Consider the following 24690-nt stretch of genomic DNA (forward strand, 5'->3'; position numbering starts at 1 on the left):
TATTGATTCGCGGTGATTACTTTTTGCGCTCATTAGCTTTTTTAACAACCCATCGCGACTGTTTAAAACCGTTACGGCTGGCTTTTTTGAATCATTTCCCGGAACAATTCTTCGTCTTTCAGAAATTGCACGTCGATCGGCAGATACGCAAACCGCGAGGCATCGCCCCCGGTTTCGGCCAGCAAGGGAGCCAATTTGACAAAGTCCTTCTCGGTCGTCAAAACCGTTGCGCCAACCGGCAATTCATCCAGAATGCGTTTCAAATCATCCGCCGTGTAGCGGTAATGATCGGCAAACCGCCAATGACGCACCAGCGAAAAATGGCTTTTGACATACGTCTCCAGTGACTCAGGCCGGGCAATGCCGGATACCAAAACTACGCTTTTCAGGCCCGTTCGGATTGATGGGTTCACAAAATTAATCGGATCGCCGTACCGGAATCCCGTAAAAAAAACCGGTACGTCGGCCCGGCCATACGCCCGGATTCGATCCTGCATCGCCAGTTGCTCGCTCCCAATCAACCCGTCGGGGCATTTGGTAACCAAAACCGCATCCGCCCGGCGGGCACCGTGTCGCCGTTCGCGCAGGCGTCCGCCCGGAAACGGCTGGTCGTCGTAAAACGGCCGGTGGTAATCCGTCAGCAACAGGTTCAGATGCGCCTGAACAGGTCGGTGCTGAAAGGCATCATCCAGGATAATTACCTGTAAATCAGGATTTATTTTCAGTAATTCCGGAATCGCTTCGGCGCGTTTTTCACCCACACTGATCAGCACCGGGGTTTGATCGACCCGTTGGTTCTGTCCGTGTTTCCGATACAGCAACAGGGGCTCGTCGCCGATGGTGTCGGCGGTGTCGGCATCCGTTGCCAAACGAAAGCCTTTGGTTCGGCGGCCATAGCCCCGGCTCAGCGTGGCCAGCGGCCCGAACGGTTTCAGCAAACGAACCAGATAGTCGACGTGTGGCGTTTTGCCGGTTCCTCCAACTGTAATGTTCCCTACACCAATGGTATAGATGGGCGGCCTTAACACTGTGATAATACGCCTGTCATACAGCGCATTACGGATGTCAGTAATACCACCGTACAGCCAGTTGAGGGGGTTCAGCAATCGGTTGAACACTAAGTTTTACGTAATAATTTATTAACAAGCCTATTCAGTAACACCCAAAATTACTACTTTTAATGATGAATGCCGTTCCTTATCTGTCACTATGAGTCTCAAGGCCGACTTCCTGAAATACACATTGCATTTTACGTTCGAGGCCGGAACGTCACGAGGCACCTTAACGCAAAAAGACAGCTATTTTGTCCGCATTCACGACGATGAAGAGCCCTCCGTGGTCGGATGGGGCGAGTGTGCTCCACTCCGCGGGCTGAGCATCGACGACCGTCCTGATTTTGTCGATCAACTGCGTCATACCTGCGAGCTTTTCAACCAGTTGGATCTGCAACTCTTTCACTGGAATGTCCCGATTGTGCTGCAACTCATCAGCGACCGGCTTCCTTCGATCCAGTTTGGTTTTGAAACCGCCATGCACGATTACATCAACGGCGGGCAGCGGACGATTTTCGATTCCGAGTTTGCCAAAGGCTCCAAAACCCTGCCCATCAATGGGTTGGTGTGGATGGGAAAACCGGAATTCATGCGCCGGCAGATTGAGGAAAAGCTCGAAGCGGGCTACACGACCATCAAGTTAAAGATCGGTGCCATCGATTTTCGGCAGGAATGCGACCTGCTCGACTCCATTCGCTCCCGCTTCAGTGCCGACCAGATTACGCTGCGGGTGGATGCCAACGGCGCTTTTGGCCCGGACGATGTACGTGACAAACTCAACCAACTCGCGGTTTACGACATTCATTCCATCGAACAGCCCATCCGCCCAGGGCAACCTGAGTTGATGGCCGAACTCTGCCGCCAGTCGCCCCTGCCCATTGCGCTCGATGAGGAACTGATCGGCCACATGGAATACGTGGAAAAGATGCGGTTGCTGAAAAAAATTCAGCCGCACTACATCATCCTGAAACCCACGCTGTTGGGCGGTTTTATTCACTGCACCCAATGGATTGAAATTGCAAATCGGCTCGGCATCGGCTGGTGGATCACCTCCGCCCTCGAATCCAACATTGGCCTAAACGCCATTGCACAATACACCGCCCAGTTCAAAAACCCCATTCCGCAGGGACTCGGAACCGGGCAGCTTTATCACAATAACATCGAAAGTCCGCTGGCGATTGAAAACGGTTTTTTGAAGACCGATCTTTCCAAAGGCTGGAATCTGGAGATTTTAGAAACCGGTCGGGGAGTGCGCATAGAAAGGTAACGCCGGTTTTTGCCGCGCGTTTTCTACACCCAGTCAATTCCTTTTTTTAGCAAACCCAGTGTTTCGGCTTCCCGGCTTCCGGGTTCGGGCTGGTAGTCATATACCCAGTTGGCCTGCGGGGGCATGCTCATCAGAATGGACTCGGTGCGGCCGTTGGTTTCCAGCCCGAATTTCGTACCCCGGTCCCAAACCAGATTGAACTCCACATACCGCCCCCGGCGCAGCATCTGCCATTTTTTCTCGTTTTCGCCAAACGGCAACGCCCGGTTTTTCTGCATGAAGTGGGTGTAAATCGGCGCAAAGGAGTTGCCGATTTCCTGCACGAAGGCAAACAAAGCCGCCTTGTGATCGTCGTCGGCCGGGCGCAGGTAATCGAAGAAAACACCGCCAATGCCGCGGGTTTCGGCCCGGTGGCGGATGAAAAAATAATCATCAGCCCAGGTTTTGTACTGGGAATAAGAGTCGGGACGGTGTCGGTCGCAGGCGGTTTTCAGTTGCTGATGAAACCAGCGCGCATCGTCGGCGTCGACGTAATGGGGTGTCAGGTCAATGCCGCCCCCAAACCAGCACTCGCCGGTACTGAGTTCAAAATACCGCACATTCATGTGAATAATCGGCACCAGCGGGCTGTGCGGATGGATGACAATAGAAACGCCGGTGGCGTAAAAATCAGCCGGTTCGGTCGTTTTCATCTGTTTCAGCACCGCGTCGGATGCCGGGCCGTGGACGGCGGAGAACAGAACTCCTCCTTTTTCAATCACATCGCCGTTCTGGATGATCCGGGTGCGGCCTCCGCCCCCTTCGGCACGTTCCCAGAGGTCTTCATGAAACCGGCCGGAGCCGTCGGCGGTTTCGAGTGCCTGGCAAATCCGGTCCTGTAAGCCCGTAAAAAAATCAGTGATGCTTTGTTTGTCGACAGCCATTCGGGAATGATGCGTTTTTTTCGCCCGCAAAGATACACGGACCCACGGATTTTAGTCCGGGCGATTTTAATTCTGCATGAGGTCTTACCATCGCTGAAAAACTTCCCGACTAAACGACCGGAACACTTATTCACTAATTTTCAGCGAAAACCGCACCGGTCGGGGTTTATCGACCATCAACAGCAAGCCTTGTCCGGTCAATTGGTGGAGCAGTTTGCTGGCCCGGTATTCGGAAATATTGACCAACTGGGCATATTGTTTGGCGGTAATGAAGTCGGTTTTCCGGAGTACCTGGATCAAATTGCGGACGTTTGACGATTGCAGCAACGGGCCGTCGGGCGTCACGAGGTTGGTCAGAATCAGCTTATTCGTCGGCACAGACTTGTCTTTTGCCCGGACATAGATGGTTCGTTTCCCTTTTTCGTCGATGGCATAATGCGGTTTTTCGTCGCTCTCCGCCACTTCGATCAGAATAACCTGCCGCCCCAGTTCGTTGATGACCTCGTAACTGACCGAAATGGCCGGGTCGATCAGCAGATCAGTGGCTTTCTCGATTTTCTGCATTTCGTACAATTCCGACTCGACGCCCGACACCCGCCCGTCGTCCGACACGCCGATGAGCAGCAGTCCCCCCGACGTATTCGAGAAAGCGGTCAAGGTGCGGGCAATGCGGTAGGCCGTATGAATGGTCGATTTAAATTCAAGTCGGGTGCCTTCTCCCCGGGCAATCAATTCGGTCAGATTATAGCGCATACTGTTTTAAACCGCGTTATTAAAGTATTTTGTTCACAAAAAAAACAATTTGGAATAATGAAAAAAGGGGCGTCACCGGTCGTGTCTATCAGTCCTTTAGACCCCTAGTTACTTAAAATTGCCATTCCGACCTTGCTTTGCATAGTCCTTTTTAAATTTTATCAGTATATCTTTGATTGAGTTCATCTCATATTGCGATAGATAATCCTGACAAAGCCCGGTTGCAGTTGCAGCCGGGCTTTGTAGTTTTGGGACAAAAATGAGCCAGTCCGAAAACCGGCAACCTCCGAAACCAGATTCTATAAAACCGCTTCTCTGTCTGTTATTTCTCACCGTTTTCCCCTGCCAATCGAAAAAAGCCCGGATCTCGACCAAGCGGAGTCTGATCGGTCGACTCTACCGGAATAAATCCGTTGTCTACCTGCCGAAAAGTCGATTTAATATGTCTTTCGTACATATTGTTACTACTTGACTATCTGCCTATTACAAAAAAAAGCAAAAAAAACTTTCAAAAAAAAGGTGATAAACGCACTTTATTCCTCTCTTATGTATGAAGGAGTACACCTGTACTGCTTGTAATTAATAGAGATTGGTAAGTGGAACATCCCGGCCTTTTTGGCCGGGATTTGTTTTTGAAGCCCCTTTCTGCTGCCAATGAACCCCGGCAAACTCCCCAAATCGACATCAATCAGATTGACTCTCGGTGTTTAAATTCTCCATTTAGTTGTGACTTACCCCGTAAACCGATAGCTTTATTTAGTATTTAAACGAATCCAGTACGGAGCTACAAGCAGAAGAATGGTACTTATCATACAGGGGATTCGGGCGGGAGTAGAGTGGAGGAACATGATATGCTTCCCTGATGATTACGAAGCGGCTTTTGATCTTTTATCCAATTTTGTAGCGGGTGGGCTCACTCTCCTGGAAGCTTCCGTGAGTGATGGAGGTCCGTTGTCGAAACTTCCCGTCGAATCCATCGACGGTCAATTAATCAGTCCACACCTGCGAAATCTTCAGAAGGAGTGGGAAATAGTGCTGACGGATCGGCCTCCATTCCCGAAAAACCCAGCCACCAACCCCTTGCAGGAGTGGGACCGACAGCTCATTCAATACTATGAAAAGCAGATTGAACGCGTTTGCCGAAGCCTGATTTGTAACCGAAATGCACAAAAAAAGGCGATGCAAAGACATCACGCCAACGGCGGACTTCGGCATTATGAATTGATGGAGGAAAAATACCTGCGGTTATTAACCGGATTTGAAGCCTCACATCACAAAGCCGTAAGTCACCTCGCGGCATTCTGACCTTTTCTGTCCGCTCACCCAATGAGGTGGCAATAAAATCCCGAAACACGCACCTCCTGACCGTTGTCCAGCGCCCGCAGGTAGCAGGTATGAATGCCTGTTTCATTGTCACAAAGTGGATATGCCGTCACGATAAATTTCCGTTTGGGCGAAAACAACTGCGATACCGGCAGGTTGACAACCGCCCCCAGGCGGGGCAATCTGGCGTGGTTGAAGTTGGTTTTGGCGGTTAACATGGCTTTCGGCATTGGTTTGGTTCCGGCTCCGGCGCTTTCGCTCTGGCTCATTTATTTATCACCAAACCGTGCCTTTCGTTATCAACCCCAGCGTATTTTTTGATAACTTTACGAGTCTATGCCATTGTTTATCTCCTCCCTCAATTCGGGCAGCAACGGAAACTGTTATTACATCGGCAACGAGCAGGAAGCCGTTCTGATCGATGTCGGGCTTTCCTGTCGCCAGATCGAAACCCGGTTTCAGCGGCTGGGGTTGTCGCTTCGGACGGTGAAAGCCATTTTCATTACCCACGAACATTCGGACCACATCAGTGGCCTTTCCCAACTGGCGCGGAAGTATAAACTGCCGGTATACATTACCCCGAAAACCCTGAACAACTGCCGCCTGTCATTAGAGGATGTTCCCGTTTATCCCTTTTACGGCAACGAACCCGTGCAGATTGGTGACCTGCGCATCACGGCTTTCCCAAAACACCATGATGCCGCTGATCCCCACAGCTTTACGGTCGACTTTCAGGACACGAAAGTTGGCATTTTTACCGACATCGGCACGCCCTGCGAACACCTCATTCACCATTTCAGCCAGTGTCACGCAGCTTTTCTGGAAGCCAACTACGATGAAGACATGCTGGACCGGGGGCGGTATCCGTATTTTCTGAAACAGCGCATCCGGGGCGGCAAAGGCCATTTGTCCAACCAGCAGGCGCTAACCCTGTTCAGGCAGCATAAACCGCCTTTTATGAGCCACGTCCTGTTGTCACACCTGTCGAAAGACAACAACTGCCCGGAGCTGGCCCGCGATCTGTTTCTGCCCCACCTCGACCGCACGGAGCTTGTTGTGGCTTCGCGCTTTGGCGAAACCCCGATTTTTCGGATTGATGGTGCCCTGGCGTTGGTTTGACGAAGGATTGCTCGTAGTTTTAGCCTTCTCCTATTTACTTTCCAACTAACAATGAAAAAAACCGGTTTATTATTCGGATTCCTCCTCCTGGCGATAGCCGGGGCGAATGCCCAAACGTTCCGTGGCCTCGACAAATCACCGATGGATATGGCCTATTACCCGGACGACTACGCCCACGACCGCAAGTTCGCCCCGGCCAAAATCGGCACCGACAAGGCAATGGTGCGGATTACCTACAGCCGCCCGGCGAAAAATGGCCGTGAAATTTTCGGAACCAAACTGGCTCCCTATGGAAAGGTCTGGCGGGTGGGTGCCAACGAAGCCCCGGAGATCAAATTTTACCAGGACGTGACGTTTGGTGACAAAAAAGTGAAAGCGGGAAATTACGCGCTGCTGGCCATTCCGACCGAAAAAGAATGGACCCTCATCCTGAGTTCCGATGTGGACCAGTGGGGTGCCTACAGCTACAACGAAGCCCTGGATGTGGCCCGGGTGACCGTACCGGTGCAAAAGCTGGACACGGTTCTTGAGAATTTTTCGATCCAGTTTGCCAAAAAAGACGCTAAAACCGCCACCCTGTCTATGGGTTGGGACACCACGCTGGTGACGGTGCCGGTTTCGTTTTAAAGTTGTTCACCCGGAGACCAACTGCCGGTTGGCCTCCGGGTGAGTTTGCCATTTGCCACCACTAATTCCAACTGATTTTCGCCAGAGATGGGTATTTCACCGAAAGGGTCAATTCATTCTGTAGCGGGACCAGCCTTTCAATGGTTTCATTGTCCGGTTTATACTGGGCCTCAACGAAAAAACCCGGTAGTCGAACCAGCTTGACGATTCCTGCCGGTGTTTGGCGAGTCGCCTGGTATTTACCAAATCGAAAGACGAATTCCAATTGTTGATTGAATTGCAATTGCCCAAATGTTTCCATGTGCCGCTTTTTAAGAGTTGGAAGGGAGTAGAGAAAAGTGAGCAATGACCGTCGGAATCCGTCAATTCAACCAGGCGTGAAAATTTGAATCCGCAGCGCTATTGCCTGCCCGAAAATAAGCAACTGCCGCCTGTCAGCGCCTACCCATTCGGGTAGTTTACGGGCATTCTATAAAAACTACCTGCTCCGATCGTGCCAATTCAGGCCTTCAGGCCAGAAAACCGGCACTGGACATTTCACTTCCGGATGTAGACCAGCAGATCCTTTCTGTCTTTAATTTCAAGTACCAGGTAAATATTCTTGATGTGGTATTTAACGGTGTTCTCGGAAATGCAGAGTTTATCCGCAATCGCTTTGTTCGACAAACCCGCGGTCATGCATTGAAAAACCTCTCGCTGCCGTTCTGAAAGGAGACCCATGCTGGCCCCCGGATTGGTTGTACCTTCGGTTTGTACTTTTCCGTTGACGGAGAGGTAGGCATCCATCTCGGCTTTCATTTGCAAAAATTCAGCTTCGAGCCGGTTCTGCCGTCGGCGGTAAAAAAGCAAGCCGCTGAGTAAAAGCAAGGCGATCAGGGTCAATCCGGAAAGAATAAGGGTCAGACGGTTCCGGCTGGTTTTCTGTTGCAATAACTCCTGTTCTTTGGTTTTCAACAGGATACTTTCCTTCTGATCGTGCAGCAAACTGATGTTCTCTTCCCGGGCATAAATTAGATTGAGACTGTCGATTTTCGCTTTAATCTCCACAATTTTGGACGCATCATTCCGCTTCTCAAAAATTTTCAGCAGTTCCTCATACGCATACAGATGATACTTAATGATCCGGCAGGAATCGGCATACCCGGTCGATTTTCGCAGCGCTTCCTTCAGAAGCTCTTCCCGGTTCATCGCATCGTAAAGCTGGATTTTCTTCACATAAATCATGGGCAGATTACACGGGTTGGAGGTCTGCATCCAGACAATGGCCCGATCATACGCGTCATCCGCTTTTGAATACTGGCGGTTCAGAAAAAACAGATAGCCCTGCTGCATGACCAGAACGGCTTTGTTTTCAGGATTGATGAAGCGGAAGCCTGAAACGGCCAACCGCTTGATCAGGCTGTCGGCCTTCGTGTAATTATGCACATCGAAATAGACAAAGGCTTGCTCAGCGATGATGTTTGCCTCATATCGTTGTCGTTTCGGCGTTTCCCGGGCAAACCCGAGGGCAATGGTCAGAAACTTCAGTGCGGATTGATAATCGAACACCCGCTTGTAGGTATACGACAACAGAAGGGCGACATGGTACTTGTATTCAGGGCTTTGCAAAGGGTCCTGCAAAAGCGACAACAGCAAAGCCTGTGATTCTTTGTAGTTGAGCTTATTATTGAGTTGAAACACCTTTTGTTCCAGTTGCTGCGGACTGAGCACCTGAGCCGAACCATGAATCGACAGAAAGAATAACCAGCAACCGTAGACCGAGCGCAGCAACCAGGACGTATTCATACACAAAACCAGTAAAATTCGCGGGGTAACAAACCGTTCCCGGCATCCTTCCGACCGGTCGCTACACATGGTGAAGATAGCAGTATTCTACTAACCCGAAAACGCATTCCCGGTATCGCTCAACAATATTTATCTTTAAACCGTATAAATAAAGCCCGGATTAATCTTAAAATTACTGACTATCAACGATTTTTAGCGATTTTCTTTGAAAGTTTAGCAGCGGACCCGGATCAATGACCACTCACTTTGGAAAAAAGATTCATCACCAACACGCCCGCAATGATGAGAATCATACCGATGATGGCAGGGGGATCGGGAACCTGTTTGAACAGAAAAATGCCCGCCAGAGCGGTCAGGACAATTCCGACGCCCGACCAAACGGCATACGCCACCCCAATCGGCAACGACCGCAAAGCCAAACTCAGCAAGTAAAACGAAATCAGATAGCCTATGATGGTAATCAGACTAGGCACCAGTTTCGTAAACTGCTGAGACGCATTCAGGGCGCTGGTTGCCACCACTTCGGCAACAATGGCCGCGAATAAATAGAGGTATTTCATGGGGTTGATGGAGGAGGCAACCGACTTCTTTTCAGAAGCTGAAAAGCCAGTAGTAATCTTTCGTTTAGTACGCCTGTCGGTAGTGTAAGTAGAGGCTATTCCACCAACCGGTTTTGCGAATTGTACCGATACCCGATCATATCAAAGCCAATACGGGTCACATTACGACCAACTTAGACTTTAATAATTTAAAAAGCGCATTGTTGGACCATTTTTTTCTGTTTGGAACGGTCTCGTCGAAAAGGGAATTTAATGAACGCCGGTCAATAAACTGACATTTCTCGAACGTTACGAAGTAGGCCTGGCTCATGAAGGGCGGGTAGGTTAGGGTTCAGGTACATACCAGAATGGAATCATCACCAGTTCATCGGCTTCTTTTTTTCGGGGATCTTGCAGGGCCACGCGCAGCAAGTTGCGGCCTGTTTTAAGATTGCCCGGCACCAATACCGTTTGCCAGCCGCGTTGCTCCTGGCTCCCGGCCTGGGTAAACAGCAGGTTAGGCCGGGCACAGACTGAATCGTTGACGGTGATGCGAATCAGCCTGTTGATCTGCTGGTTGCTCCAGGAAGCATACTGCTGCCGAATTGCCTGCCTCGACAGCGTATCGCTCCAGACTGGTTCGGGCGCAACCTGCCTGAACAGCTTGTCGAGCGATTTGGGGTAAGCAATGAACAAGCGTAAGTACGGTTCCCGAATCACGTCGGACTGGATGGAAGCCACACCAATAAACGCACCTTCGGGGCGCTGGTTGTCATAGGCCGTAGGCTCGATGTAGAGACTATCGATTCGGGCCGAGTAAAGATGCCGGCTGTTGAAAAACGACACCCGTCCGTTGGTCCGTGAGATATCGTTAAAGTATTCGAGGAAGAACACTACAAAAAATACCAGCATGAAAATCGCTGCCGTCTGAAATAACCTGCCGGGCCGGATATTGCTGTAAAATGTATTGCTAACATAGGAGGTATGCTTGTACATACCCATCAGCACCAGTTGCCCTACCTTCATCAGCCGGTAGTTGAGTTGCATGCCCCTGGGGGTTTGTTTAACCTTCTTCTGATTCAACAAGATAATGGCGATGTAGAACACGGCAACCAGCGTACCCAAAGCCATTTTGACCCCAAACCAGACGTTGGCGGGTACGTTGGGTTGAACAACCAGGTAGATCAGTAACCCCAGCACGTAGAGTAGGGCTACCACCACCAGCAAGAACACGAATTGAAAAGCGAGGGCAAACACGATATTGCAGCGTTTATCGAGCCAGAGAATATAGCGATCCAGTGGGCCAAGCTCGTCGGCAAGGCGTCGCTGCGCATAAGGCGTAGAGAACGGAATACGGTCGTAGTGGATGCCTGACGGAAAAACGGCCAGCAGACCTACCAGACCCACCCAAAACGCCCGCATCACAAAATTGGCCAGAAAAGCCGCAAACAAAACGTGACAGGTGGCCCGAATCAGGCTGTAGGCCAGCGACGGCAACATAGCCGCTGCGCCATCGGTATGGGTCATGTAATTATACCGGAGGTAGCTGAAGGCCGACTCCAGCAGATCAGGCAATTGCAGGATGGCGAACATCGCAACGCCGGAAATGGCTAATTCGAGGTTCCAGCTCTGCGTGGTTAATTCCCGGAGCTTGTCTTGCTCATCAGGTGTAAGTTGCGTAGCAGGCGGTGGGGTGTTATCAGACATGAATGATCGTGTGTGCTGATGGTTACAATCTAAGTTGAATAATCATCTTTATCGTAGCCAAAGTACGAAAACTTCAAGCTAAATACGCGTTGATACACCGTCGGCAATAGCATCCATTAGTTAGTAAGGTATTTCAGGGTAATACACGGGATGGTTAAATGCATAGGGGTTATCAAAATAAGTCCGCATATACCTTGGGCATAGCCGTCAGTGGTTTGATGCGAATGTTGCGGTAAAACACTTCAGCCGCTTCACTTTGTAACTGGATCTTACCCTGCTTCATGGGAACCTCTTGCCCATCGGGTTTACTATAGCGGGAATCTTTCAAGACCATCACCACATGGCCATTGACCAAATGGAGACTTTTCCCCCCGAAGCAAATCAGTTCCAGCCGGGTCCATTCCCCCGCCGGACTTTCGTGATTGGCCGACCGAAGGCAGTAGTAATCACCGCCCCCTTTGAAGGGTGCGAACGGTTGCTTTTCGTCCGCTACCCTGTTCATAATGCCCTCGGATGGAAAAGACCGGATATCAATGGCGGAATTCGCCTGGCACCAATAATCGCCCATGTGCCCCTCCATGATCTGAAATTCCTGCGAAAGCATCCACGATCGAAAATATTCTACACCCGCTTCGCCAATGGAATGATAGAGGATGCCCGAATCCCGCAATTTATTTTTTCTGGGGTCATATTTTTTCTCTCCCCATTTCACGTCAAGTACAAGGTGATAATTTTCGTAGGATTTTCGGGTGAACAAACAGCCATACTTTTCCCCGCTGATCCGCAAGACGGGGCCACCAGGGTCATTTAAGACGGAAAACACACGGGTGTCGTCTTTGTTATAGCCAATCGGCGGAATCGGATTGCCCGATGCATCCGTTGGTATCTTTCCATTATAATCCGGCTTATGGGCATAGCTTAGATAAGACTCCCATTGCGTCAGGTTTTTGTCCAACAGGGGGATCCATTCGTCGGACTTACCTGGTGAAGAGACCGAAACCGTCAACGTAAGCACGATAAAACCGGTCAGGGAGAGAAGGACGAATTTTGCGGATTTTTTCATACGACTTGAATGGAGACTTTTACAGAGGTAAAACTAAGCCAGTGAAAATGGAACGAGTTGTAAAAATCCATTCTTTTCTGGTAGATTTATAGCTTTACAAAGTCGTATGAAACGGTACATTCTGCATACTTCCTTTAGTATTTATCATTTCGAAGCCACGAGTTGGATGCATGCGGTACACACCCATACCTACTTCGAAATAATTTTTATTCTCAAAGGCCGGGGCATTCATAACATCAATGACAATTCGTTCCCCTATACGCAGGGGGATGTGTTTCTGCTGGGACCGCAGGATTACCATGATTTTGCCATTGAGGAATTAACCGAGTTCTGCTTTATTCGCTTCAACGAGTCGATCCACAAGCAGTATCGTGAGGAGAAAGACAGCAACGGGCAGCCGATCATAAAAGCCTTGCTCACCACCTCCTCTCAGAGTCGTGGATCAATTGTTCTGGACAGGCAGGAGAAGCAGAAACTGCACGCTCTGATGATGGTGTTGGAAGCCGAATATGAAAGCCATCAATCAACCCACTTTGCCATCATTCGCGATAGTCTCCTGCACAGTATGCTGATGATCCTTGCCCGAAACCTGTTCGATCAAACCTCCGCCAGGCCCCTGGTAAGCCATTCCGTCGAAGCCATGCTCCTGTATATTCGGCAACACATTTATCAGCCCGACAAACTCCGAATTGAAAACCTGGCCGAGGCATTCCATTATGCACCGGCTTATGTCAGCCTCTTTTTCAAAAAGCAGACGGGAGAATCCCTGAAGCAGTACATCATCAAGCACAAAATCAAACTTATCGAAGCCCGGTTACTCTATAGCCCTTTAAGTTTGGCACAGATTGCCTATGAATTTGGCTACACCGATGAAAGTCACTTGTGTAAACAGTTCAAAAAATACACCGGCATTACTCCTTCCGCCTTGCGCACCAGGATATGACCAACAAGGGTTGGGCACGATTCAGGTGCGCAAAGCGGTTCAAGTAGGCAAAACCACGCAACCTGGTGATGTCACTTCCACTGTGTCGTTCCTTTCACGTTCGCCGGTTTTCAGGAAATGAATAAACTGGGCCTTTGTATAGGCTCCGGCAATACGCATATAGTGCCCAACAGAAAACCCAGATTGCCCTGCTCTACCAGCAGATTGGCCAACTCAAGTTCGAAAAGTCGGACGGCCGATGCAGCCGAGCGATTGACAACGTGCTCACCGAACGATTCTGGCGAACGCTGAAGTATGAACCGGGCCGACGGGGCGGAGGTATACCTGAGAAGCTATGAAAATGGGCAGGATGCTTATCGACAGTTGGCCCACTACATCCGCATTGGATGTTTCTGACATTAAAATCTTCACTTTTCTTTGCCATTTTCTTGCCATTTTTGAGGATATGGCAAGAATAAGCCCTGTAAATACTTGATTTACAGGGCTTTGTAAAGTGGAGACGCAGGGAGTCGAACCCTGGTCCAGACAAGGAAACCGTCGTGCTTTCTACATGCTTAGATGCGATTGGGATTGTCGGGAATCGGTCAGGCCCGCATCACGCCGTACCTCATCCTTAGGTATTTTTGTCTCGCTCCGTAGTCAACACCATTACCGGAACCAGCGCTGCGAGTCGATGCCCCAGAGTCCAACCCAGCAGCACGTAGGGTCGGTGGGACAATGGCATTTGCTAATCCTCCGGATTAAGCAGCCATGGCGTAGTTATATTCGCCAGTTATTGTGTGAAGGTTTGTTATACAGGAAATGCCCTCAACTCCCGGCATGCTTACACGCAGCGTCAACAAGCTGTCAATTCCGGTCGTCCCCAGAAACGTGTGTAAAACGTAACGCAAAGGTACGGAAATTAGTTTTCCTTTCCTGCAATGATTTTTTCCGTCGCCAGCAGGCTGGTCAGCCAGGCCGTATACAACCCGGTTTCAATCGCCACCGCCCGCTCGGCGTGGCCCTGCCAGTCGCCAAAAAACGTCTCCATCTGCCGCAGCATCTCGGCCAGGTGTCCCTCCTCTTCCACAATAATCGACCGGACGTTCACCTTGCTGCCCGACTCGGTGAGCACATCCTGGTACACCGGATACAGTTCGTCGGCCCGCACTTCAATGGCGTAGGTCACCAGCAGATAAGCCGCATACTTCAGTTCAGCTCCCGCAAACCCCAGCGTGTCTTTCAAATACCGGCAGACCTGCACATCGAGCCGGTTGAGGTAGGCATGGCTGTCGTTCGGAGCCAGCAGAAAGGCCGGTTCGTAGGTCGGGCAGTCGGTTTCGGCCACTTTCTGAATCTGCTTTTTCAGGTAATACGCGTGCCGGGCTTCTTCAGCCGCGTGTTTGAGCATCAGCAAATCGACGGTGGTTTTGGGTTCAGCCGCCGAAATCTTGCGGGCACCGGTATTTTCCATCATCGACAACGTATTGAGCCAACGGGCGTGCAGCGAATCGTCGGCCACGATATGCGTTAAGAGGTTCGTAAATTCCATCCAGAAATTTGAATTGATATCCCGCAAAGATACGGCACAGGCGTGGGTCACAAACCGTTTTTTTTTGTACTTTTGAAGCTTTGTAAAAGTCTATTTGAAACCCGAATCTTTATAAGCCGGTTTCTTGACCACGTAGTATTTTTTAACTAACCTCTATGTATTCTGACAATCCCCAATCCTCGTTGCGCTTTCGGGCGTTCCTGTCATGGATGCTGGTAGGCTGTCTGACCCTGTCGGCCGTTTGGGCGCAGGCGCAGGCCCCCCAGAAACGTTTATTAGTTTTTTCGAAAACCGCCGGTTTCCGGCACACGTCCATCCCGGCCGGTCAGCAAGCCATCATAAAACTGGGTAAGGAAAACGGTTTCGCCGTCGATACCACCGAGAATGCCGCCAAATTTACCGAAGCGAACCTGAAACGCTACAACGCGGTGGTCTTCCTGAGCACCACGGGCGATGTGCTGAACGACATGCAGCAGGCCGCTTTTGAACGCTACATTCAGGCCGGTGGCGGCTTCGTCGGGATTCACGCGGCTGCCGACACCGAATACGACTGGCCGTGGTATGGCAAGCTGGTGGGTGGGTATTTTGCCAGCCACCCCGGCAATCCGAACGTGCAGGAAGGCGAAGCCTACGTCGTTAGCAAAGACCACGTTTCGATGTTCGGTTTTCCCGATCGCTGGAAGATCAAGGATGAGTTCTACGACTTCAAAAATGTCAACCCCGCCGTGACGGTTCTCGTAAAAATCGACGAAAAAACGTACAAGGAAGGCAAAATGGGCGACAACCACCCGATGTCGTGGTTCCACGAATACGACGGCGGCAAGGTGTTTTATACCAACTTCGGCCACCCCGACGAAACCTTCACCAACCCCGTTTACCTCAAGCATTTGCTGGGCGGTATTCAGTATGCCGTTGCCCCGAAACTGGATTACACAAAAGCCAAAACGCTGCCTTTCCCGGAAGAAAACCGCTTTAACAAGGAAGTGCTGGCCGAGAAACTGGACGAACCCACCGAACTGGTCGTACTCGACAACGGCAAGGTGCTGTTTACCGAACGGAAAGGCGCGTTGAAAGTCTATGACCCCAAAACCAAAGTCACCAAAGTGGTGGCGAATCTGCCGGTCTATACCAAGCAGGAGTACGGTTTGATGGGCATGAACATCGACCCGAAATTCAAGGAAAACCAGTGGCTGTACCTCTATTACTCGCCAACCGTCGAAAAATGGAAAGCCGATACGGCCCAACACCTGTCGCGCTTTAAGTTCGATGCCGAAAAGAACGAGCTGAAAATGGAAAGCGAGCAGGTTCTGCTGCGCGTTCCGGTGAAACGCAACAACGAGTGCTGCCACACCGGCGGTTCGGTGGCCTGGGATAAGTCGGGCAACCTCTACCTGTCGACCGGCGACGACACCAACCCGTTCGAATCGCGGGGCTTCAGTCCGTCCGACGACCGGCCCGGTCGCGAAAGTTTCAATGCCCTGGTGACGTCGAGCAACACGATGGATCTACGTGGAAAAATTCTGCGCATCAAACCGCTCGACAACGGTACCTACGAGATTCCCGAAGGCAACCTGTTCCCGAAAGGCACGCCCAACACCCGGCCCGAAATCTACGTAATGGGCAACCGGAACCCGTATCGCATCTCGGTCGATCAACGCACCGGTTTTCTGTACTGGGGTGAAGTAGGCCCGGATGCCGCCAACAACATCGAAAAATACGGTCCGCGCGGCCACGACGAAGTGAACCAGGCCCGCAAAGCCGGGTACTACGGCTGGCCCCTGTTCGTTGCCGACAACAAGGCGTATCGTCACTACAATTTTGCCGACAGCACCTCCGGCCCGTCATTCGATCCGGCCAAACCGGTCAACCCGTCGAAATTGATCAAGGGACTCAGCGAGTTACCCCCGGCCCAGAAGGCCTTTATCTATTACCCGTATGCCGACTCGCCCGAATTTGGCCCGATTGTCGGCAAAGGCGGACGGAATGCGATGGGCGGCCCGGTGTATTACTACGACGATTATCCGGAAACGCCGGTGAAATTCCCGCGCCATTACGACGGTAAGTTTTTTGCTTACGACTGGATTCGCGACTGGATTCACCCGGTAACGATGACCAAAGACGGCGATTTCGTGAAGATGGAAACTTTCATGCCGAACACGAAATTTAGCCACCCGATCGACATGCAGTTCCACAAAGATGGTTCGCTGTACGTGCTGGAATATGGTCAGAACTGGTTTGCGCAGAACGACGACGCCCGGTTATCGCACATCACCTACAACGCCGGAAACCGCAAACCGCTCGTGGTTGCCAACGCCAGCAAAACCGTGGGAGCCGCCCCCCTGGCCGTTCAATTCAACGCCAAAGGCTCGCTGGATTACGACGGCGATGCGATCAAATACGAGTGGACGTTTGGACAGGGCTTGCCGAAAAGCACCCAGGCCGCTCCCACCTTTACGTATGCCAAGCCGGGTGTGTATACGCCAACGCTGAAAATTACCGATGCCGCTGGGAATGTTTCAACCAAGCAACTGGAAATCCGGGTTGGCAACGACGTTCCGAAAGTGGAAGTAGCCGTGAAAGGTAACAAGACCTTCTATTTCGACAACAAACCGGTGGAATACGAAGTCAAAGTGGCTGACAAAGAAGACGGTAGTTTGACAACCGGCAAAATCAGTCCGGAAGATGTCACGATGACCATCAACTACCTCGAAGGATTCGACAAAACGTTGCTGGCGCAGGGTCACCAGGCTAATGTCGGTTTTGCAACCGGCAAACGGCTCATCGAACTCAGCGACTGCAAAGCCTGCCACAGCATCGACAAAAAATCCATCGGACCAGCGTATCAGGATGTGGCTAAAAAATATGCCAAGGAACGCCGGACGGAGATTGTCAACAAACTGGCGAAGAAGGTGATCGAAGGCGGTGGTGGTGTCTGGGGTGAACAGGCGATGAGCGCCCACCCGCAGGTAAAAGAAGACGAAGCGAAAGAAATGGTCAGCTTCATCATGTCGCTGGGCGATAAAAAGCAGGTCGACAAGAAACCGCTGAAAGGCTCCTATACTGCACAGGCGAAAGAAAAAGACGGTTCGTATCTGTTCTCAGCCAGCTATACCGACAAAGGCGGTGCCGTAATCGGGCCACTGACGGGTAGCTCGACGGTCGCGCTGCGCAGTGCCAAGATGAAAGCGGCTGCCTATGATGGCGCCAAAGATGTGACGAAGTTCAAGCTGCCTTCCGGCAATGAAATTGCGTCCGGTGTCAAATCGAACGGGTATTTCTTTCTGGATGACATTGATTTGACAGCCATCCGCAGCCTGACGGTGATGGGTTCTGCCTCATCGAAATACATGGCGGGCGGCACGCTCGAAATCCGTCTTGATTCGCCCACCGGGACGCTATTAGGCTCCGGCGATGTCAAAAGTGAAAAATCGGAGCCGGTGAACATTGCCTTCAAAACTCCGGTTACCGGTCAACACAAGGTCTTCTTCGTTTTTATCAATCCGAATGCTGGCAGCAAACCGCTGTTTGCGTTGAGCGACATTCAGTTTAACGGGGAAACGATGTAAGTTGTCTCAGGAGTTAAAAAGGGTTGTATCGCAGAGTTGAGCGGAGTTAAAAGGAGTTGAGCGGAGTTTTTCTCTGCTTACCTCTGATTTCCTCCGCTCAACTCCGCGATACAACCCTTTTTTTTGCAAAAAATATTTCTAATAATTTGTTCGTACGAAATATTTCCTACCTTTGAATCATGAACGATTCAAAGAACAAAAACACCCCTTCCACCGAGCCGACGAAGGCCGAGTTGGAAATCCTTCAGGTACTCTGGCGACACGGCCCTTCTACCGTCCGGTTTGTCAACGAAGAACTGAATCAACAGAAGCGGGAAGTGAATTATTCCTCGACGCTCAAGCTGATGCAGATCATGTTTGAAAAAGGGCTGGTCCGGCGCGACGAAAGCCAGATGAAACACAAATACGAATCGGCGGTTGAGGAAAGTGTCACCAAAAACCTCTTGCTCAACCGCTTTGTCGACACGCTCTACGAAGGCTCCGCCACCAATTTGATGCTTCAGTTGCTCGGCAACCAAAAAACATCGAAAGAGGAAATCGAAGCCATCAAAGCATTGATCCGCACGCTGGAATCCGATCAATAACCCTTTCTAACTTCTCCCAACATGTCGACAACCGATTCTATTTTGAACGCATTTTGCTGGATGCTGATTCATTCGCTCTGGCAGGGAATTCTGGCCGCGGTCTTGGCCGGTCTGGTTATTCTTTCAACACCCAAAGCGGGGGTTCGGTGGCGGTATGGCCTGCTGGTTTCGGTGGTTTTCCTGTTTCTGCTGGGTTGCGGTTTTACCTTTTTCCGGCAACTGGCCCCCTCCGGTGTCAGCTCTCCCACCCTGGTGACTCTTTCAGGCAGTGAAACCCTTCCCTCCTTCCGGCAAACCCTCATTCCAGCATCGGCGGGGCCGGAACCCACGTTTTGGCAAGCTACCGTCCAGTTTCTGAATACGCACACGGATTGGATTATATTGATCTGGGCCTGCTGTTTTTTGTTCAAAGCGGCTCGCCTGTCGATCGGTTTGCGGCATTTGCACCAGTTGCGCCACCGGAACATCCACCCGCCAACCGAGCGGTGGCAGTCGGAGTTGCGTCGCCTGTGCGGTTTGCTCGGCATTCCGAAAACCGTCCGGTTGCTGGAGTCGGAGCGCGTACAGGTTCCCGTCACCATTGGCTACCTCAAACCGCTGGTTTTAGTCCCGTTTGGTCTGCTGGCATCGCTCTCGCCGGAACAGGCCGAAACCGTGCTGCTTCATGAACTGGCGCACATTCGGCGGAAAGATTACCTGGTGAACCTATTGCAATGTCTGGTCGAGACCGTGTTTTTCTTCCATCCGGCCCTGCTCTGGATTTCGGCGCTGATTCGGGAGGAGCGCGAAGCCTGCTGCGACGACCTGGTGATGACCACCACCGGAAACCGAAAAAGCTACCTCGAAGTGCTGGTACTTTTCCAGGAAACCCAACTTGGCGTTCTTCCGCTGGCGATGGGATTGGCCGACCGGCGGATGCCCCTCCTGAACCGGGTGAAACGGATGCTTTCCAAAGAAAACCAGCCGTTGACCAGCCTGGAAAAAACCCTGCTGGTGCTGGCACTGGTGGGCATGACGGCATTCACGTTTTTACCGAAAGCTTCACCGGCTCCCGAAAAAACCAGAACCGGGTTTCAGCAAGCGGAGCAAAAACCGGCTCCTGCCGGACAGAAAAAACAACCGGCCCAAACCTCTCCGGCAAAACCCCGGAAGAATGCACCGAAAAAACCGGCTTCGTCCAAACCGAAACCTGTCCGCCCTTTGGTGATCGACACAATCCGGTTTGATAAAAAGCCTTTCACCAGCATCCGGTTTGATCCAACCAATCAGCAGAACAGCCAGGATGTGACCATTACGGCCATCGATGAAACCGGCAAAAAATACATCATGACCCGGCACAACGGACAGGTGGCCGGTTTGTCCATCAACGACCAGCCTATTCCGACGAACGAGCTTTCCCGGTATACCGATCTGTTCCGACAGGTCGATCGCTTCGCCGGGGAGCGTCTGGAACGGAAGCAAAAACTCATCGCAGAGCGACTGGCCGGAAACCAGGAGGAACACAGAAGGAGCCAGGAGAAAATGAAGCAGGCGATGGCGGCCAAACAGGAAATGCTCCGAAAGGAAAACCAGGCATCGTTTGACAAGAGCAAGGAATTTCATCCGCAGAAAGACAAACTTCGTTTGCGGGAGAATGAAACGTTCTTTCAGATTTCTCCCGTAAAAAAGAAGCGGGAATTCGATCACGCCCGGATTCAGCCGGATGTCGACCGGATCCACGGCATCATGACCGATCTGGTTCAGGAAGGTATCGTTCAGGATCCCGATGACATCGACTGGTTTGGTCTGAGCGAAACGGAGTTGATCGTCAATGGCCAAAAACTGTCGCCCGAACTGCACGAAAAACTGCGGAGCAAATACGGTATTCGACCGCAATACGGTTTGTATTACGGCCCCGTTCAAATGTCCGGCACCGGTTTTTTCCTGGATCGGAAAGAAACTTCAACCCCATCCAAAGAGTAAACCAGCGATACCAGTAGAACCGGTCTTCTCCGGTAAAGCCGTCGGATCACTCATCTGGCGGCTTTTTGATGCAATTCCCGGAACCCGGATGCCATTTGCGTAACAGGGTGTTTCTGCCGTATTTTGCTTTATGAGAGGGATTCAAGGAGGTGGCAAAACCGCCGTTCCGGCTTACGGCAAAACCTGGTGGGGACAACAATGGCTCAACGCCCTGACCAAAATCGACTGGTCGAACCGCCTGCCCCGGGGTCGGGCCTACGCCAACAAGGGAGCCGTGAAGGAGGTTCAGATCAAAAACGGCAGCATTGAAGCCCAGGTGCAGGGCTCTAGACCGCGCCCGTACAAAGTGACCGTCAAAATTCCGGCCTTTACCGAGCGCGAAAAACAACAGCTTGTCGACGAAGTGCTGACCAACCCGGCTTTGCTGGCCCAATTCCTCAACCGCGAACTCCCCGCCGACCTCAACGACTTTGCCGAACGCAACGGCATCCGGGTCTTTCCGCGCTCGTGGGCCGATTTTCCAATGAGCTGCTCCTGCCCCGATTTTGCGGTGCCCTGCAAACACCTGGCCGCCGTGGTCTATCTGATTGCCAACGAAATAGACCGAAATCCATTTGTGGTCTTTCAGCTTCACGGTCTGGATTTGTTGCAGGCGCTCAAAAACCGGAACCTCGACGTCAAAAAAGGCACCGCCGTGTCGATTCCGACGGCTGCGGAGTTGGCGAAGCCGGAGCCGTTCGACCCGATCACGCCCGACGAAAGCACCTGGTCGACCCTCGACTTGAGCCGGATGAGTCCATTGGGTAACAAGTTGCTGAAACTGTTGCCCGACAACCCGATTTTCTGGGAAAAGAATTTTAAAAATACCCTCGAAAAAGCCTATAAACTCGCGGCAAAAGGAGCGGCTAAAGTTGCACCAGAGGACACCCGAAAGCTTGAATCCTTTGCGTGGCACCACGACCTGACCCTGCATTTCGACGCTTCATTTCGCCTGCAACATCTTTCGTTTCGCGATGAATACGAGCAAACCGCATCGACCAGCCCGTCCGACAACCTGAGCCAACGCTTCGGCAACACCCTGCTGACCGACGACCTCCGGGCGGTGGAACAGGCGTCGGACTCGGTCCGGGCCTTGTACTGGATTCAGCAATTTTGCCTGAAACTGCTCGAAAACGGGGCTGTTCTGCCACAATTGCTGCAAGTCGAAAAGAATAAGTTTGCCGTCCGCTGGCTTCCGGCTACCAACGAAATCACCGTTAAAACGCTGTTTGACCAGTTGCTGTCCATCACGCCCGCCAACGTGGTTCAGGTACATTCGGATGACAAAAAAAACGGTTTTCAGTCTCCAACCGAGCAGTTGTTTTCACTCTGTTCGTTGTTTTTGAGTGAGTACATGCGGGCTTTTACATTGCCAATGGGAATGTCTTATTACGACTATAGATCCAAAAGCTACCTGCACTCCTTCGAATGGCCCGACGAACTGTTTTTTCAGCACCGCCCGGTTTCGTTCGACGGCAAGGGCATGGGCGATTTCCCGGCGACCATTCAGCTTTGGCTCAATCCGTTTTACATTACGCACAAACAATGGGTGCCGCTGCTGCGTGTGGCCGACACCGACCTGGGTGAACAGTTCACGGTGGACGTGCTGGCCGAAGACCGCAGCCAGCCCCTGCAACCGCCGGTTGAACTTCATCCCTTTCTGACCCAAAAGCAGTTTGACCCGGTCAAGTTCGATTTTTTGCAGGATTTGATGTTGCTGGTCAATCATTTTCCGCAACTAAACGCCGTTGTGCGGTCGCAGGGGCAGAAAAAGGCGGTTTTTGACGCCAGGACGTTCGTTGAAATCCTGCTCGAAACTTTGCCGGTGATGCAACTGCTGGGCATCTCGATTCTGTGGCCCAAATCGTTGCGGGAGTGGATTCGGCCGCAGGTGTCGGGGCAAATCAAGAAAACCGCTACCGACAAAGCCGGTTCCTTTCTGGACCTCGATACCATGCTGTCGTTCGACTGGCAGGTGGCACTGGGCGACGAACGGCTGTCGCCCGAGGAATTCAAAAAGCTGGTGAAAGGCGCATCCGGTCTGGTCAAAATCCGGGATCAATACGTGCTCATTCAACAGGAAGAACTGGATAAACTCTACAAAAAACTCGAAAATCCGCCCAAACTGACGGGCAACGATTTACTGAAAGTGGCGCTGGCCGAAGAGTATATGGGAAACCACGTTGGATTGTCGCCCGACGTCATTGCCCTGTTGCGCGAACTGACCCAACCCGCGCCAGTACCTTTACCGAAAGGCCTGCGGGCCGACCTTCGCCCCTACCAACTGCGCGGTTACGAATGGATGGTGAAAAACACGCGATTGGGCTACGGCAGTCTCATCGCGGATGATATGGGGCTGGGGAAAACGCTCCAGGTCATTGCCCTGTTGCTGAAATTTAAAGAAGAAGGCCGGTTTGAGAAAAAACGCGGTCTGGTGGTGGTGCCGACCACCCTGCTGACCAACTGGCAGAAAGAAATCGCCCGGTTTGCCCCCGGTTTACGGGCTTCGATCTACCACGGCACCAAACGCCAGCTCGATCTGGACGATTGCGATGTGCTGCTGACCACCTACGGACTGGTACGGAGCGACCTCGATGTGTTGAAAAAGCAGGCCTGGCACACGATGGTGATCGACGAAGCGCAGAATATCAAAAATCCGGGGGTGGAACAAACCAAAGCCGTAAAAGCCCTGAAGGCCGATGTAAAAATCGCCATGAGCGGAACGCCCGTTGAAAACCGCCTGTCGGAGTTCTGGTCGGTGCTCGATTTTACCAACAAGGGCTACCTGAACACCCTGCCGAAGTTTATCAACGAATTTGCCAAACCGATTCAGATGGAACGCAATCAGGCTCAACTTGAGGTGTTTCGCAAAATAACCGCGCCATTTCTGTTGCGCCGACTCAAAATCGACAAAAGCATCATCACGGATCTGCCCGATAAAATCGAAAACAACCAGTATTGTTCGCTCACCAGCCAACAGGCCGCGCTCTACGAAGGGGTGGTTCGCGAAAGCCTGAATGCCATCAACAACGAAGACGGTATTGCGCGGCAGGGACTGGTGCTGAAGCTCATGACGGCCCTGAAGCAAATCGGCAATCATCCCACGCAGTATACCAAAAAGGGCCAGGCCAAACCCGAGCTGTCGGGCAAAATGGCGCAGTTGTTCGAACTGCTGCCCACGATGTATGATGCCAGCGAAAAAGTCCTGATTTTCACACAATACCGCGAAATGGGCGAATTACTGGCCGGATTCATCGAAACCGAATATGGCACGAAACCGCTGTTTCTACACGGCGGCACCGACCGCAAGCAACGCGATGCGCTGGTGGATCGCTTTCAGACCGACCGGCATGCCAACACCTTCATCCTGTCGCTCAAGGCGGGCGGAACCGGCCTGAACCTGACAGCCGCCAACCACGTCATTCACTACGATCTATGGTGGAACCCCGCCGTCGAAAGCCAGGCGACCGACCGCGCCTTCCGGATTGGGCAAACCCGCAACGTGATGGTCTACCGGCTCATCAACCAGGGAACAATGGAGGAAAAAATCGATGCCATGATCCGCTCCAAGCGTGAATTGGCCGACCTCAGCGTATCGACCGGCGAAACCTGGCTCGGTGACCTCAGCAACGAAGACCTGCGGGCGCTGGTCAGGCTGGAGAAGTAGAAAGCAAGAAGATTTGAAAACAATTTATCCCGCCTAGTCATAAATAACTAATAGTCGCTCCCGTACCGGGTTGCTGCGAACTGATACTATTTTACCATTTCTGTCTGGCAACTGGCAAAAGCCGGAAAATGATGACGCAATTTTTCAAATCGCCTTCTCCGACGGCTGCGGGCTTCCGCAGAACAACCTACCCATTCTCGAAAAAACCACCGTTAAACGTATAAGTATTTTTACTTTCCG

Annotated in this window: 19 protein-coding genes and 1 other RNA gene; 10 read left to right on the forward strand and 10 right to left on the reverse strand. The window is 51.6% G+C overall.

Annotation, left to right across the window (positions count from 1 at the left end; all coding sequences use genetic code 11):
- Window positions 1-71: 71 nt before the first annotated feature.
- Window positions 72-1106: a tetraacyldisaccharide 4'-kinase gene (gene lpxK, locus DUE52_RS16000; protein ID WP_229312186.1), complete on the reverse strand. Its 1035-nt coding sequence runs from the start codon at window positions 1104-1106 to the stop codon at window positions 72-74.
- Window positions 1107-1209: 103 nt separating this feature from the next.
- Here lpxK and menC point away from each other — a divergent pair, with 103 nt between their 5' ends.
- Window positions 1210-2319: an o-succinylbenzoate synthase gene (menC, locus tag DUE52_RS16005; protein WP_114407032.1), complete on the forward strand. Its 1110-nt coding sequence runs from the start codon at window positions 1210-1212 to the stop codon at window positions 2317-2319.
- Between the two features lie 23 nt (window positions 2320-2342).
- Here menC and hemF read toward each other — a convergent pair whose 3' ends face one another.
- A complete protein-coding gene (gene hemF / locus DUE52_RS16010) occupies window positions 2343-3242 on the reverse strand; it encodes an oxygen-dependent coproporphyrinogen oxidase (RefSeq protein WP_114407033.1) in 900 nt (299 codons plus the stop codon).
- Between the two features lie 126 nt (window positions 3243-3368).
- Window positions 3369-3995, reverse strand: a complete 627-nt coding sequence (locus tag DUE52_RS16015) for an AlbA family DNA-binding domain-containing protein (protein ID WP_114407034.1) — start codon at window positions 3993-3995, stop codon at window positions 3369-3371.
- An 846-nt stretch (window positions 3996-4841) separates the two neighbouring features.
- Between DUE52_RS16015 and DUE52_RS16025 the strand changes: the two genes are divergently transcribed.
- The gene (locus tag DUE52_RS16025) at window positions 4842-5300 is read left to right on the forward strand and encodes a hypothetical protein (RefSeq protein ID WP_133299855.1); all 459 of its coding nucleotides are present in this window, start codon (window positions 4842-4844) and stop codon (window positions 5298-5300) included.
- A 14-nt stretch (window positions 5301-5314) separates the two neighbouring features.
- Here DUE52_RS16025 and DUE52_RS16030 read toward each other — a convergent pair whose 3' ends face one another.
- The gene (locus tag DUE52_RS16030) at window positions 5315-5587 is read right to left on the reverse strand and encodes a hypothetical protein (protein WP_114407037.1); all 273 of its coding nucleotides are present in this window, start codon (window positions 5585-5587) and stop codon (window positions 5315-5317) included.
- Window positions 5588-5654: 67 nt separating this feature from the next.
- Between DUE52_RS16030 and DUE52_RS16035 the strand changes: the two genes are divergently transcribed.
- Entirely contained in the window at window positions 5655-6437 is a 783-nt protein-coding gene (locus DUE52_RS16035; RefSeq protein ID WP_114407038.1) for an MBL fold metallo-hydrolase, read from the forward strand.
- A gap of 51 nt (window positions 6438-6488) precedes the next feature.
- On the forward strand, window positions 6489-7064 hold the full coding sequence (locus DUE52_RS16040) for a DUF2911 domain-containing protein (protein WP_114407039.1): 576 nt from the start codon (window positions 6489-6491) through the stop codon (window positions 7062-7064).
- 537 nt (window positions 7065-7601) lie between these two features.
- On the opposite strand, the gene DUE52_RS16050 is transcribed toward DUE52_RS16040, so the two are convergent.
- The 4 genes from DUE52_RS16050 to DUE52_RS16065 form a co-directional block, all read right to left on the reverse strand.
- Window positions 7602-8849 carry a response regulator transcription factor gene (locus DUE52_RS16050; protein ID WP_229312187.1) on the reverse strand — a complete coding sequence of 416 codons (1248 nt, stop codon included), beginning with the start codon at window positions 8847-8849 and terminating at the stop codon, window positions 7602-7604.
- Between the two features lie 230 nt (window positions 8850-9079).
- Window positions 9080-9409, reverse strand: coding sequence for a DMT family transporter (locus tag DUE52_RS16055; protein ID WP_114407041.1), 330 nt, complete (start codon window positions 9407-9409; stop codon window positions 9080-9082).
- A gap of 324 nt (window positions 9410-9733) precedes the next feature.
- Entirely contained in the window at window positions 9734-11095 is a 1362-nt protein-coding gene (locus DUE52_RS16060) for a hypothetical protein (RefSeq protein ID WP_114407042.1), read from the reverse strand.
- A 172-nt stretch (window positions 11096-11267) separates the two neighbouring features.
- Complete coding sequence (locus DUE52_RS16065; RefSeq protein ID WP_114407043.1) at window positions 11268-12158, reverse strand: 3-keto-disaccharide hydrolase; 891 nt, start codon at window positions 12156-12158, stop codon at window positions 11268-11270.
- Between the two features lie 106 nt (window positions 12159-12264).
- On the opposite strand from DUE52_RS16065, the gene DUE52_RS16070 reads away from it, so the two are divergent.
- Together DUE52_RS16070 and DUE52_RS16075 are read left to right on the forward strand one after the other, a co-directional pair.
- Window positions 12265-13101 carry a helix-turn-helix transcriptional regulator gene (locus tag DUE52_RS16070; protein WP_114407044.1) on the forward strand — a complete coding sequence of 279 codons (837 nt, stop codon included), beginning with the start codon at window positions 12265-12267 and terminating at the stop codon, window positions 13099-13101.
- A 134-nt stretch (window positions 13102-13235) separates the two neighbouring features.
- Window positions 13236-13439: a hypothetical protein gene (locus tag DUE52_RS16075; RefSeq protein ID WP_114407045.1), complete on the forward strand. Its 204-nt coding sequence runs from the start codon at window positions 13236-13238 to the stop codon at window positions 13437-13439.
- A 153-nt stretch (window positions 13440-13592) separates the two neighbouring features.
- On the opposite strand, the gene ssrA is transcribed toward DUE52_RS16075, so the two are convergent.
- Both ssrA and DUE52_RS16085 read right to left on the reverse strand, forming a co-directional pair.
- Window positions 13593-13965: a transfer-messenger RNA gene (ssrA, locus tag DUE52_RS16080) on the reverse strand.
- Between the two features lie 37 nt (window positions 13966-14002).
- Window positions 14003-14632, reverse strand: a complete 630-nt coding sequence (locus DUE52_RS16085; protein ID WP_114407102.1) for a hypothetical protein — start codon at window positions 14630-14632, stop codon at window positions 14003-14005.
- Between the two features lie 155 nt (window positions 14633-14787).
- Between DUE52_RS16085 and DUE52_RS16090 the strand changes: the two genes are divergently transcribed.
- The 4 genes from DUE52_RS16090 to DUE52_RS16105 all read left to right on the forward strand — a co-directional run bounded on the left by DUE52_RS16090 (window position 14788) and on the right by DUE52_RS16105 (window position 24450).
- Window positions 14788-18198, forward strand: a complete 3411-nt coding sequence (locus DUE52_RS16090) for a ThuA domain-containing protein (RefSeq protein ID WP_114407046.1) — start codon at window positions 14788-14790, stop codon at window positions 18196-18198.
- Between the two features lie 179 nt (window positions 18199-18377).
- Window positions 18378-18782, forward strand: a complete 405-nt coding sequence (locus tag DUE52_RS16095) for a BlaI/MecI/CopY family transcriptional regulator (RefSeq protein WP_114407047.1) — start codon at window positions 18378-18380, stop codon at window positions 18780-18782.
- Between the two features lie 21 nt (window positions 18783-18803).
- On the forward strand, window positions 18804-20744 hold the full coding sequence (locus DUE52_RS16100; protein WP_114407048.1) for a M56 family metallopeptidase: 1941 nt from the start codon (window positions 18804-18806) through the stop codon (window positions 20742-20744).
- Window positions 20745-20874: 130 nt separating this feature from the next.
- On the forward strand, window positions 20875-24450 hold the full coding sequence (locus DUE52_RS16105; RefSeq protein ID WP_114407049.1) for an SNF2-related protein: 3576 nt from the start codon (window positions 20875-20877) through the stop codon (window positions 24448-24450).
- Window positions 24451-24690 lie beyond the last annotated feature (240 nt).

Source organism: Larkinella punicea (assembly GCF_003334855.1).
Lineage (GTDB): Bacteria > Bacteroidota > Bacteroidia > Cytophagales > Spirosomataceae > Larkinella > Larkinella punicea.